This is a genomic window from Saccharospirillum sp. ABV4_185, assembly GCF_056159245.1.
Genome location: NZ_JBSWUW010000001.1, coordinates 1,954,806 through 1,967,814, shown reverse-complemented (window position 1 = coordinate 1,967,814; position 13,009 = coordinate 1,954,806). Strand labels below are relative to the sequence as shown.

Sequence of the window (13,009 nt, the reverse complement as noted above, 5' to 3'; positions counted from 1 at the left end):
TGTCTTTTGAAATCAATGCTCTAAAACAGTCTGTTAACCGCAGCCACATGTGTATCCAATGCCCATACCCGAGTAGGAAGGCGTGGAAGTGCGATAATTCTTACTAGGAGACTAAATAGAAAAGCCCGGTCACCTCAGAGGTAGCCGGGCTTTATACCAATGTATTTAAACCAGGGGCTCAGTTCTGCCGCCAGCGCTGGCCATCGCTGCTGGAACAGCTTTGCTGTTCCAGCGTCACGCCATTGGCGGTGCCGTCGTTCAGCAAGCCCAGACACAAGCCGCTCAAGCGCGACTGCAACTGGAAGTAGCCATCGCCGGTATCGACCGGTAACCACTGCTGGTTATCGCCACCGTTGCAGGTCCACTGCTGGACGTTGGCGCCGGCGCTGGTAGAGTTGCCGTCCACATCCAGGCACTTGCCGGAATGCTCGGCGGTCAGCGTCAGATAACCCGCGCTGGTCGGTGTGGCCTGCCAGCGTTGGTTGGCGTCGCCATGACAACCCCAGAGCAGCACATCATCACCGTCGGCACTGCCGGCGCTTTCCACATCGGCGCAGCGACCGCTGGATTTCGATTGCAGCCGGCCGGTGCCGGTCAGCAACGCCTCCGGTCCTTCCAATTGCAACAGGTATGAGGCCAGTTGCTGACGCTGCTGAGCGGTCAGTGTGGCGGTGCCACCGTGGCTGCTGGAATCGAGCACGTCTTCCAGCGTCGCCGCCTGACCGTTGTGCAGGTAGGGCGCTTTAAACCAGAGGCCGAGCAGCGACGGCGTATCGAAACCGACGCCCGCCAGCGATTGCCCACTGCCCTGGCCGGAGTTGGCCTGAATCGTACCGACGTCGTGGCGCTGGCCGTCAGTAAAATAGTCACCGCTGTGGCAGGAGGCGCAGTTCAGGCTGTTGAACAGCGCTTCGCCAGCAACGCCATCGGCGGTCAAACTGCCATCGCTGTTGCGGTACGGGCTGGCCGGGGTTTCCGCGAGCGAGGTGACATAAGCCGCCAGATCATCGAGGTCGGCATTCAGGCCAGCTTTGGCCGCGCCGAGTGGATCGGACGTGGCGGCAAAGTCCGCCGCCGACAGGAAGCCGCTGCCACCGAACTCGTTGCGAATATCGTTTTCGAAATCGTGGATTTCGTCGAAATTCGCCGTCCAGTGCACATTGCCGTCGCGCGTCCCGGCGGCGCCGATCAGGCTGCGGGTGTTGCGCAGGCCTTCACCTCGGTTGGTGAAGTCCCAGACGCGGCCGTCGGAATCGCCATCGAGGTGGCACGACGCGCAGGTCAGATAGCCATCAAGCGCCATGCGGGTGTCGTCGGCGTTGTAGAAGATGCGCTTGCCGTTGAGCACCTGCGCCGACAAGGCTTCGCTGCCGACGGTATCGACCAGCGCCAGTGACGATGCCAGGAAGTTGGTGCCGTCGATCAGACCGCCGGTATCGAACACTTCCACGCTGCGGCCCATAAAGTTGTGCACGTACAGGCGGCGGCCATCATCGCTGATCGCCAGACCTTTGGGCGCGCGATCGGTGATCAGCTGACCCAGGCTGGAGCCGGCGTAGGCGTCGAGCAGTTCCACCTTGTTGTTGGCCTGGAGCGCGACGAATACATAGTCGCCCAGCGGCGTGAACACCGCATCGGTGGCGAGGTTCGCATCGTTGAAATCAAACTGGGCGGCGAAGTCTTCGTCGTGCGTCGCCAGATCGATCTGCGAGACGATGGTGCGCACCGTGCTCTCAAAAGTCAGGGCTTCACCGCTCAAGAAGGTGCCGCGACCAGTGTTCACTTTCTGCGATGGCACCCAGGCGCGGTCGCCATCGGGCGAGATGGTCACCGAAGCCAGATAGTTCGGATAACCCTGGGAACGGTCTTCGCCATCGACGGTGCTGGTGTCGTTCTGCAGCACGATGGTTTCCGCCAGATTCAGGCCAGCGGCACTCACCCGCCAGACTTCACCTTGCGGCTGCAGCGGCGAGATAAAGCGCGTCACGTAGATGTTCTGGCCATCGGCCGAGACCGCCAGACCACGCGGCGTTGCGCCGATATCGAGGCTGTCGAGCTGGGCGCCGGTACCGGTATCGAGCGACAGCAATTCGCCGCTGGCTTCGAGGCTGACGTACAGCGCGCTGCCGGTTGGATTGAACACCACGCCATAGGGCTGCGAGCCGCGCGGCAGATCGACGCTGGTGACCAAGGCGCCGCTGCTGCCATCGAGCACGCTCAGGCTGTCGCTGCCCTGGTTGGTGACCCAGACATCGCCATTATTGGCGATCGCCAGGGTGCGCGGTTTGTCGCCGACGCTGACTTCCCAATCCACCTGCAAAGTTGAGGCGCTGATCGCGGTGACCGTGCCGGCATCGGTATTGGCGGTATAAATCCGGCCGTTGGCCTGAACAATGCTTGAGGCGCGCGTTGGTGCGCTCGCGGTCAGCGTACGATGCACCGTTTGCAGCCGGTTGGCATTGGCGGTGTTGTTGCTTGCATCGCGCACCGTGACGATCACCGGATAGTGACCGGCATTGGCGTAGCTGTGGCTGGCGGTCGCGTCGGTGGAGAAACCGCGGCTGTTGCCATCGCCAAAGTCGAAGGCGTATTCCAGAGTGCCGTCGCCGCCTTCGCCATCGGCTGCGAACTGCACGCTCTGGCCGGCTTCAACGGCACCGGGCGCGGGCAATTCGACGCTTAATGGCAGCACCAGCTCATCGAACAGGGCGCGTTGCTCGGTGGCGGAATCAGCGAAAGTGCCGCTGCTAACTTGAGTCCAGCTGTTGCCGTCGGCGCTGACTTCAACGCGGTAGTTGGCAATGCGGCCGTTGGAGCCAGACTGGCGCGGCAGATAATCGATACCACCCAGCGCCTGACCTTCCGCCAGCTTCAGCGTGATCTGATGCGGATGCACTGGATTCGCCGCCTGCCATTCGGTGTGCCAGAAGGTGGCGGGGTTGTTGTCGATGGCGTTGAAGGCGGAGCCGTCTTCACCGGCCAGCTCTTCGCTGTCGACGTCGTACAGGTCAAGATTGGCCACCGAAATCGCGTTGAGATTGCTATCCAGCACCGTCAGTTCGGCAACCGAGGTCCAGGCTTCGCCGTTGACTTCCGAATCGGCAATCAGCTTCACAAAGCAGACTTCGTTGCCCACCGCATTACAGCCCTGCACCGGTTGCAGCGCGCTGAATTCGTACAGCGCCGCCCAGGAACTTGGCGGCAAAGAGGTGAAGTTCACGCGCATATATTGGGCGGTAACCGGCGCAAACGTCAGCGTCTGCTGGATGGTGGTTTCCGGGTTGTTGCTGCGGTCGGCGACTTGGGTCCAACTGCTGCCGTCGCTGGAGACTTCGATCGTGTAGTTGTATTGCTCGCCACCGAATTCGAAGGTCAGTTGGGCACCGGAGAATTCGTGCGGCGTGCCGTAATCGACCTGGAACCATTGCGGCACCGAGCCATCGCTGGCGGTCCAGCGGGTGCTGTAATCGCCGTCGTTACCATCGCTGGCCGGGTGACCGGATTGCGTCGTGCTGGCGCTGGCAGTGCCGCCACCAATCGGACAGTTCTCGGTGCAGTCGGCCGAACCGGAACCGTCGCCGGTGGTGAAGGTGGAGCTAAAAGCTACGTCGGTGGCGTTGCCGGACCAGTCAGTAATGCCACCGACCGGCACCACCACTTCATAAGTAGTGTTGGCCTGTAAGGCGGCATCGGGCGTGAAGTTCACAATATCACCCTGGCCGCTGTACTGACCGGCCAGCGGAACCGTGCTGCCCTGTTCGCGCACAATAAAGGTGGTGTTATCGAGCGAGCTGATCAGCGCATTGTCAGCCAGCGCCAAACCGATGCGGCTTTTCAAACCTTGATTGGTGGCGCCATCGCGCGGGCTCACCTGAGTGACGTTGGGGCCGGTCGAATCGGCGGCCGTCTGATGCACGATAAAACCATTGCCACCGCCGTGGTCGTTACCGACATAGACCAGGTTACCGAACACCGATACCTGTCCGTGGTCGCTGCCACCGCCGACGTTCAACGAGCCGGCGCCGAGCGAGATTGGGTCGGCCGGGGTGCTCATATCGATGACGCTGACGTCTTCCTGATTACCGGAGAAATAACGGTCGCCCTGAGTGGCGCAATAGAGCGCCTCATCAATGCGTAATTCGTTCTTGCTCAGTTCCACAAATTGCGTCGGGTCGCTGATATCGACCACCTGCATATAGGCCGGTGTACCTCGGTTGGTGAACATCACCTGGGAACCGTTAAAACAGATGGCGTAAAAACGTTGGCCGGGCGAATAGGTGGCCAGCAATTGCGGTTGCGCCGGGTCGCTGATGTCGATGCTGGCGACGCGGCCATTGGTGTCCATGCTCGACACCACCATATGGTTGCCCATCGCAAAGATCGGCCCGATACGGAAACCGCCGAGCAGGGAAATCGGCGTGCGGCTGACAATTTCCAGATTATTGATGTCGCTGGTGTCGATCACCGTGATGCCCTGGTTGGCGTTGGCGACATACAAATACGGCGCCTGCCAGGTCAGTTGCCAGGAGGTGTTGGTGTAGTCGCCGGCAGCGATATTGGGAATATCGAAAGCGGTGACGCGCTCTGGTGGCACACCGGGGCCGACATCGGTGAAGTCCCAGATTTCCACGCCATAGCCGGTGGGAATGGCGGCGTAATAACGGCCATCCTGTATGGAAAAACCGGTGCCGTGGTTTTCGCGGAAGTCACCGGTCTCGCCTAAAAAGTGCGGATCCTGCTGGCCGTTGCTGTAGCCGTTGTAGGCATTGCCGAAGCTGTAGGTGGAATCGTATTTGCGCGCCACCTGCGTCGGGTTACGCGGATCGGAAACATCCAACACCAGCCAGCCGCCGGAGGAATGGCCGTGGTCGGGCGCGAAAATACCGACAAAATAGCCGTTGTACATATAACCCAGATTCAGGCCGAACACGGCCGCCGGGTCGTTGGAGTTATCGGGAATACCGAGGGAGCCATCGACCAGCGAAATGCGCTGGTACAGCTCGCCCGCGTTGTAGTTGAGATTGCCCAGGCCGGGCCCGTTCAGGGCAAAGGCGAGTGGCACGGCGGCCAGCGACAGCAGCGTCGCCAACAGCATCCTTCTTATTGTTTTCATTGTGATCTCCTTGCCGAACGAACAACGCACGGATCGTTCGGACGCACTGTGATGAGCGGTCGACCGGCTGATTTTTTGTGGGGTCAGTCCGGTCACAACTTACTGAGCTTCAGAATCGGGCAACCTCCTTAACCGCGCCGGCTCCTGCCGTATCGCAGTTAGAGGGAGACTCTGAACAACTCCCTCAGGGCTCTGCGCGAGCTAAAACGTTCTGCCACAAGGCGCACTTCGCAGCGCAATGGCCGTAGCCCTTGTCAAGAAGTGCAACGCCGGGGCAGGACGTTTTAGCCGCGCCCTCCGGGGCTTTCCGAGGAACGCTGCCACTGCGTTAAACTCATTTGAAAGGTCTCGACATTCCTGCATGAGTCCGCCTTGTGGCACCGTCCCTCGGATAAGCCAGAGTCCTGAGGGAGTTATTCAGAGGCTCCCTGAGCTTCAGGCAGCCCGCTCCAGGGCACCCGGATGTGGAACAGACCGCCGGCTTCGGGCTCGCGCTCAAGGGCAGCGGCGCTGAGTTCAAAGTGGGCGGTGCAGATAAACAGATCGCGCAGGTCCGGCCCGCCAAAGGTGCAGCGGGTGACCTGGGAAACCGGCAGATGAATGCGCGTGCTCAGCCTGCCATCGGGCTCGAACCGGCTGACGCAACCACCGCCCCAGTGACACACCCAAAGCCCGCCCTGATCGTCGCAACACAGGCCATCGGGTTTGCCTTCGTGCTCGGCGAGGGTGGTGAAAATACGCGCTGGCCCGAGTTCCCCGCTGACCGGGTTCAGGTCGTAGCAGCGAATCTGGCGATGGAACATATCGACGGCGTAGAGGCGTTTACCATCCGGGCTGGCGGCGATGCCATTGGCGACGGCAAAACCATCATCGACAGTGGTGCAATTCAGGTCGGCATCCAATCGATACAGCGCACCTTTCGCGCTAGCCAAATCGGCCTCAAACAGACTGCCAGTCCACAACCGACCGGCGCGGTCGGCGATGGCATCGTTAAGGCGGATGTCGGTTTGCCCGACGCAGGGGTCGAGCAGGAAGGCGGTGGTTTTGAAATCGGCATCGAGCCGGTACAGGCCACTGCGGCTGGCGGCAATCCAGTCGCCGGCGTCGGTCGGCACTAAAGCAGTGATGCCGATATCGACCTGATGCACGCTGTGCCGGCCGCTGGCGGGATGGAAGCGATGAATGCGGTCACTTTCGATATCGGTCCACACCAGAGTGGCGGATTGGGCGCACCAGATCGGGCTTTCGCCGATCACATCGGCGCAGGGCAGCACACAGCGGGGACTCTCAGAAAATGGCTGATCGAGCGGTTGGGCGAAGGTCATTGAGCGGGCTCCGCAAGGTTGTTGTTTTTTTAAACAACCTAGCGGTAGCCCGCATCAAAGTCAAAATAATGAGACAAATAATCTCATTATTGAAATATATTTCAGTTTTTCACGCCATCCAGCACCTGACCGAGCTCGGTGGCGGCGCGTTGCATGGCCGGAATATGGCTTTTTAACTCGTCCAGTGAGCAGCGAATCACCGGGCCGTGCGCGAACAGACAGGCAACCAACTGACCATCGCCGGTACGCACCGGCACCGAGACCGCCACCATGCCGTCGATAAATTCTTCGTTATCGGTACCGAAGCCTTGCGCCCGGATGCGTTCGAGTTCCGTCGCCAGCTCGCTCGGGTCGGTCACGGTATTACGCGCCCGCTTATCCAATGGCAGATTGCGGATGACCCGCTCGCGCACGGCCTTGGGCAACAGCGCCAGATACAGCTTGCCACTGGCGGTACACCAGATCGGCACTTCGGAACCGACCGGCAGATGCACCTGCAACGGCCAGTTGGCCTGGACGCGGTCGTAATACAGCATATCGGTGCCATTGGGGATGGAAATGCCGCAGGTTTCGTCCACTTCCCGCGCCAAGCCCTGCAGAATCGCCTGACGCTGAATTTTCACCTCGTTGCTGCTGAGCACACCCAACGCTACTTCCTGCAATGCCGACCCGGGCACCACATTGCCTTTGAGATTGATCTGCAGGAAACCCGCTTCCTCCATTTGCTGCACCAGACGATGCACCGTGGCTTTGGGAATATCGAGTTCGTCGATCAGGCTCGGCAAGGACGCACCGCGTTCGGCCAGGCTGACGGTTTTCAGGATGTCGAGCACACGCAGGATGGAAGAGCCTTTTTCGCGGCGTTGGGTCATGGGTGGGGTGGGCTCCGTGCCGGTGGTGGGTCAGTGGATAGTGGGCAGACTATAACATGGGCGTTAGGTTGAGGTTTATCGAGCACTTGTGCAAAAGGCTTATCCGGGATCTCACCTGGGCAACCGAAACAGACCATCTGCAGTGGCCACAAAAAACAAAGGCGCATCCCTGCGCCCAAACCTCATCCCTGCTCCGCTCTAAAGGCGGTTTTCAGACAGGCAGTCATTGGCCGAAGCCGTCTTGCATCGCACTCGAAAAGGATTACTTCATCGTCGGCATCACAAACTCAGCAGGCGCGGCAACTTCGCTGTCGGGCCAGCGCGTGGTGATGGTTTTCATGCGGGTGAAGAAACGCACGCCGTCCGGTCCGTGCATATGCAGTGGACCAAACAAAGAACGCTTCCAGCCGCCGAAACAGTGGTAAGCCATGGGCACTGGAATCGGTACGTTAACGCCGATCATGCCGACCTGAACTTCCTCGCCAAAACGACGCGCGGCTTGGCCATCGCGGGTGAAAATGGCGGTGCCGTTGCCGTATTCGTGGGCGTTAATTAATTGCACCGCGCTGTCGAAATCGGGCACGCGCACGACACATAAAACCGGGCCGAAAATTTCTTCGCGGTAGATGGTCATGTTCGGCTGAACATGATCGAACAAACAGCCGCCGATAAAGAAGCCGTCTTCGTGACCGGGCACTTTTAAATCGCGACCATCGACAACCAATTCAGCACCCTGCTCGGCACCGCTGTCGACATAGGAGCGCACCTTGTCGCGATGTTCGCGGGTGATCAGCGGGCCCATATCGTTTTCGTCTTTAACGCCGTAACCGGCGCCGATTTTCAGCGATTCGACACGTGGTTTGAGTTGCTCAACCAGCGCATCGCCGACGGCATCGGTGACCGCCACCGCCACCGAAATCGCCATGCAACGTTCACCGGCGGCGCCGTAAGCGGCACCCATCAGCGCGCTGACCGCGCCATCGAGATCGGCATCGGGCATCACCACCAAATGGTTCTTGGCGCCGCCCAACGCCTGGGCGCGTTTGCCATGACGGCTCGCAGTTTCATAAATGTATTCGGCAATGGGCGTGGAGCCGACAAAGCTGACCGCCTGGACGCGCTCATCGGTCAGCAAGGTATCGACGGCTTCTTTATCGCCGTTGACGACGTTAAAGACGCCATCGGGCAAGCCGGCTTCGCGCAGCAATTCGGCCAGCCGCAGCGCCACCGACGGATCTTTTTCCGAGGGTTTCAGCACAAAAGTATTACCGGCGGCGAGCGCGATAGGGAACATCCACATCGGCACCATGGCCGGGAAATTAAACGGAGAAATACCGACGCAAACACCGAGCGGCATCATCTGGCTGTGGGTATCGACACCGGTGCCGACGTTGCGGCTGTATTCGCCTTTCTGGGCGTGCGGCATGCCGCTGGCGAATTCGACCACTTCCTTGCCGCGCGTCAATTCGCCGCGCGCATCCGAAAGCACCTTGCCGTGCTCGCGGCTGATCAGTTCGGCCAGTTCGTCTTCGTGCTCTTCAAGCAAGGCTTTAAAACGAAACAGCACTCGCGCCCGCGTTAAAGCGGCCGCCGAAGACCAGGCCGGAAAGGCCGCCTGGGCAGCAGCGATGGCTTGGCGGGTATCGTCGGCCGACGCCAGTTGCACCCGCGATTGAACCTGGCCCGTAGCCGGGTCGTAGACGTCGGCGTAGCGTTCGCTGGCGCCACTGACTCGTGCGTTATTAATAAAGTGTTCGATGGTTTTCATGGCGATTCCTTAAGACTGATTCCAAACTTTTTTATAGAGCGTGACGATCTCGGCCGCCGTCGGCACGCGCGGATTATTGCCGGGCGAACCGGACGCCAGCGCCTGCTCGGCCATTAATTCGAGCTTGCCGAAAAAGTCACCTTCCTGGATGCCAAAGCCGGCCGGCGTCGGCACTTTTAATTCGTCGTTCAGCGCGGTTAATTCGGTGAGCAATTTGGCGTTGGCCGTGGCATCGCTGTCGCTTGCTGTGGCAATGCCCATGGTGCGTGCGCAGGTGGCATAACGCGCCTCGGCGGCCGGAATCGACCACTCGGTGATGGCCGGCAACAGCATGGCGTTACTGAGACCGTGGGGCACATGAAAATGCGCGCCAATCGGCCGGCTCATGCCGTGCACCAGAGCGACCGAGGCGTTGGAAAAGGCCACGCCGGCAAGAGTGGCGCCGAGCATCATGGCTTCGCGCGCGGGCTTGTCGTCGGGGTTGTGATAGACGCGGCGCAGGTTGGGTGCGATCAGTTCGATGGCCGCCAACGCCTGCTGGTCACTGAACGGATTCGCCTTCTGACTGACATAAGCTTCGATGCCGTGGGTGAGCGCATCGATGCCGGTATCGGCGGTCACCCGCGCGGGCGCCGTCATCGATAATTCGTAATCGATAACCGCCGCCACCGGCATAAAACCCAATCCCATACAGAGCATTTTTTCGTCGGTTTTGGCATCGGTGATGATGGTGACGCGGGTCGCTTCCGAGCCGGTACCGGCGGTGGTGGGAATGGCGATCACCGGCAGGCCGGCCTCATCGACAATGCGCGGCACTTTGTAATCGGCCATCTGGCCGCCGTGTTTGCCGAGAATGGCGATGGCCTTGGCACTGTCGATGGCCGAGCCGCCACCGAGGGCGATCAATGCATCGAAGTCGCCGGCTTTGACCTGATCAACCGCCGGCAACAGTGAATCCTCGGTCGGCTCGGCCATGGTGTCGGCAAACACTGCGCTGTGAATACTGGCCGTTGCCAGGATGTCTTGCAGCCGCGCCGCGTGGCCGAGCTGCACCATAATCGGATCGGTGATCAGCAGCGGTTTTTTGCAGCCCAGCGTCTGCAACAAGGCCGGTACCTGTTGCACTGCGCCGGCACCGGTTTCCATCAGTCGGGGTAGAACGATTCTATGAGTCATGTCGGACCCTCCTTGCCGCCGGCGGACCGGCTTCTGTTGGTCGGCTCAGGCGCCGCTCTCGCTGTTATCTGGTCAATATAATTTATATTGAGACATTTTGTACCGTTTTTACAAATTTAAATTTTGAGCCGCACAGAACCGACCCGGTGCTTGCTACCGGGTCAGCAGGGTTAACGGGAAATCAATCGCTCGGGGTCAGTCCCTGGTTGAACTCCGCCAGTTGCTGCCACAGCGGTTCCATGGCGCGGCGTAACTGGCAGAAGAACTGATAGCGCCGCTCGAAGAAGTCGCGCTGATCGGTGCAGGGCTGATAGTGAGCGCTCAGTCGCGTCATCCGGGCGGTGCCTTCGGCGTAGTCGGCAAAACAACCAGCGCCGACGCCGGCGGCGATGGCCGCGCCCAGTGCGCCGGTTTCAGTGCCGTCGGCGGTGTCGATCTCGACATCGAGCACATCGGCAAACAACTGGGCCCAGTAATCGCTGCGCGCGCCGCCGCCGGTTAAGCGCACCGAATCGAAGTGGACACCGGCGGCGCGCAAGCGATCGAGATGCTGGCGATGACCAAACACTACGCCTTCGAACAACGCATAGAGCATGGCGCTGCGATCGTGCCAGCCGGTCACACCATAAAAACCACCGCGTGCGTGCAACGCCTGGCCGGCGCCATAAAGGTACGGATGGAACAGCGGCAGATCGGCGGGCAGCGTTACGTTGGTGAGCTCTTCGGCGATGATCTGGTAGACAGAAGCATCACGGTCACGCGCGCGCTGGCATTCATCGGCGCAGAACTCGCGGATAAACCATTCCAGATTGGCGGTCGAGGTGGCGCTGGATTCAATCGCCAGAAAACGATTCGCATCGAAGGTACTGGCCATAAAGACCGAACCGGGCTCAGGTGGCTGCTCGACGATGACCTGATTGATGCTCCAGGTACCAGCGATTAACGACGCCTGACCGGTGCGTTCAACACCGCTGCCCAGAGCACTGGCAACCACATCGAACAACCCGGCCACCACCGGCGTGCCCGCAGCGAGGCCGGTGGCTTTTGCTGTGGCCGCAGTCACCTCGCCGACCACCTCGGTCGATTGATGCAGTGGCGGCAACCAGTCGTGGGCATCGTCCAGACCATAGGCGGCGAGCAGTTCATCGGAATATCCGCCACGGCCAAAGTCGATCAGGCCGCAACCGCTCATATCGCTGAAGTCGCTGGACCGCGCGCCGGTTAACCGATGCACGACTGAATCTTTGCATAGAAAAGCGGTGCCGATGCGCTGATACAGCTCCGGCTTATGCTGGCGTAACCAGCGCAACAACACCGGCGTCTGCGCCGCCCAAATGCCCTGATGGTTCAGCGGCAGAATCGCCGCTGCGTCCAATTCGCCACTGGCGACCAGGGCTTCAGCGCGAGTGTCCATCGACTGAATGGCTTTAAGCGGCAGGCCTTCACGATCGAGCAGATACAAACCATTACCGTGACCGCTGACACCGATGGCCGCTATGGCATCACCATTGACTCCGGCTTTTTTAAGCACACCGGCAATAGCACTGACACAGCGTTGCCAGTGCTCATCCATATCGGTTTCGGTAAAACCGGGCGCCGGTTTTTGGGTATCGACGCTTTGCGCATGCACCGCAATTTCGCGGCCGTTCAAATCGAACAGCGCCGCTTTCACCACAGTATTGCCGCAATCGATGCCCAGTAATAAAGGCGTCTGGGTTGCCATAACTTGCTCGCTTTCTTGTTGTTGTTTTTTAACGACTAAACCACAGCCAGTAGCGGCTGTCTTGGGTGGTCCGCTTGGAGGACGTCTTTGACATGGATGTCAAAGTCGAGCCCCCATGGATGGGTTCACGGCGTGCCTCCAAGCGGACCACCCAAGATGGCAGCGAACCACTACCGGCAAACTCAACCCTGCTGATAAACCCCCATGGCCACTTCCGCACTAACCCCATCATGAATCATAGCCATCAAAGCCTTCACCACCCGGCTCGGATCCGGATGCTGATAGATATTACGACCATAGACCATGCCGTGCGCGCCCTGCTTCAGCAGTTGCTCGGCCTTGCCGAACACCGCCGACAAATCCTCTTTACCGCCACCACGAACTAACACCGGGCAGCGCGCCGCTTCGACCACTTCGTGGAAATCTTCGGCCTCAGTTGTCGGATCGGCCTTGATAATATCGGCACCCATCTCGCGCGCCAGCCGCACCAGGGTGACGATTTTTTCGCGGTCGCCATCGACCATATAACCGCCCTTGCCATCGTGCGGACGCATCACCAACGGCTCAATCATCAAGGGCATACCGACGCGGTCGCAGGCATTACGAACTTTACCGATATTCTTCACGCATTGGCGAAACAGATCGGGTTCATCGGGCAGCATAAATAAATTCACCACCACGCAGGCGGCGTCCATTTGCAGCGCCGTGTTAATCGGATCGTCCTCGTTCTGCAACACCGCCCACATACTGCGATGACGTTCCGGGTTGTAGGGATTGCCCATATCGGTGCGCAGCACCAAGGCGGGTTTGTCTTTGCCGTTGCGATCCTGCAGCAAATCCGCCTGGCCATAATTCATCTGAATGGCATCGGGATTGGCCGCCACTAACTGATCAACAACACCGGCCATATCGCTCAGACCATTCAAAAAACTCGGCTCATTACAGACGCCATGATCGATGGCGACATCCAGACATTTTCCGTTATTCAACAAGCGGTTCATCCGAACCTTATGCGTATTAAACATGATGCAC

At 59.8% G+C, this 13,009-nt stretch carries 7 protein-coding genes; all 7 read right to left on the bottom strand.

Annotated features, from left to right (window positions below):
* Nucleotides 1–178: 178 nt before the first annotated feature.
* Entirely contained in the window at nt 179–5,113 is a 4,935-nt protein-coding gene (locus ACXAE6_RS09175; protein ID WP_475146647.1) for an RICIN domain-containing protein, read from the bottom strand.
* Between the two features lie 413 nt (nt 5,114–5,526).
* Complete coding sequence (locus ACXAE6_RS09170; protein ID WP_475146645.1) at nt 5,527–6,438, bottom strand: SMP-30/gluconolactonase/LRE family protein; 912 nt, start codon at nt 6,436–6,438, stop codon at nt 5,527–5,529.
* Nucleotides 6,439–6,539: 101 nt separating this feature from the next.
* Nucleotides 6,540–7,310, bottom strand: a complete 771-nt coding sequence (locus ACXAE6_RS09165) for an IclR family transcriptional regulator (RefSeq protein WP_392801860.1) — start codon at nt 7,308–7,310, stop codon at nt 6,540–6,542.
* A gap of 262 nt (nt 7,311–7,572) precedes the next feature.
* Nucleotides 7,573–9,078 (bottom strand): CoA-acylating methylmalonate-semialdehyde dehydrogenase, encoded by a 1,506-nt coding sequence (locus tag ACXAE6_RS09160; RefSeq protein ID WP_475146643.1) that lies wholly within the window; start codon nt 9,076–9,078, stop codon nt 7,573–7,575.
* Nucleotides 9,079–9,087: 9 nt separating this feature from the next.
* Nucleotides 9,088–10,254, bottom strand: a complete 1,167-nt coding sequence (locus ACXAE6_RS09155; protein ID WP_475146641.1) for an iron-containing alcohol dehydrogenase — start codon at nt 10,252–10,254, stop codon at nt 9,088–9,090.
* A 181-nt stretch (nt 10,255–10,435) separates the two neighbouring features.
* Nucleotides 10,436–11,977, bottom strand: coding sequence for an FGGY-family carbohydrate kinase (locus ACXAE6_RS09150; RefSeq protein WP_475146639.1), 1,542 nt, complete (start codon nt 11,975–11,977; stop codon nt 10,436–10,438).
* Between the two features lie 182 nt (nt 11,978–12,159).
* The gene (locus ACXAE6_RS09145) at nt 12,160–13,002 is read right to left on the bottom strand and encodes a class I fructose-bisphosphate aldolase (RefSeq protein ID WP_475146638.1); all 843 of its coding nucleotides are present in this window, start codon (nt 13,000–13,002) and stop codon (nt 12,160–12,162) included.
* Between the last annotated feature and the right edge of the window lie 7 nt (nt 13,003–13,009).

What these genes read in the sequence shown, in the direction of transcription:
- ACXAE6_RS09175 (WP_475146647.1), bottom strand. Translation starts at nt 5,113, where the DNA reads ATGAAAACAATAAGAAGGATGCTGTTGGCGACGCTGCTGTCGCTGGCC.
- ACXAE6_RS09170 (WP_475146645.1), bottom strand. Translation starts at nt 6,438, where the DNA reads ATGACCTTCGCCCAACCGCTCGATCAGCCATTTTCTGAGAGTCCCCGC.
- ACXAE6_RS09165 (WP_392801860.1), bottom strand. Translation starts at nt 7,310, where the DNA reads ATGACCCAACGCCGCGAAAAAGGCTCTTCCATCCTGCGTGTGCTCGAC.
- ACXAE6_RS09160 (WP_475146643.1), bottom strand. Translation starts at nt 9,078, where the DNA reads ATGAAAACCATCGAACACTTTATTAATAACGCACGAGTCAGTGGCGCC.
- ACXAE6_RS09155 (WP_475146641.1), bottom strand. Translation starts at nt 10,254, where the DNA reads ATGACTCATAGAATCGTTCTACCCCGACTGATGGAAACCGGTGCCGGC.
- ACXAE6_RS09150 (WP_475146639.1), bottom strand. Translation starts at nt 11,977, where the DNA reads ATGGCAACCCAGACGCCTTTATTACTGGGCATCGATTGCGGCAATACT.
- ACXAE6_RS09145 (WP_475146638.1), bottom strand. Translation starts at nt 13,002, where the DNA reads ATGTTTAATACGCATAAGGTTCGGATGAACCGCTTGTTGAATAACGGA.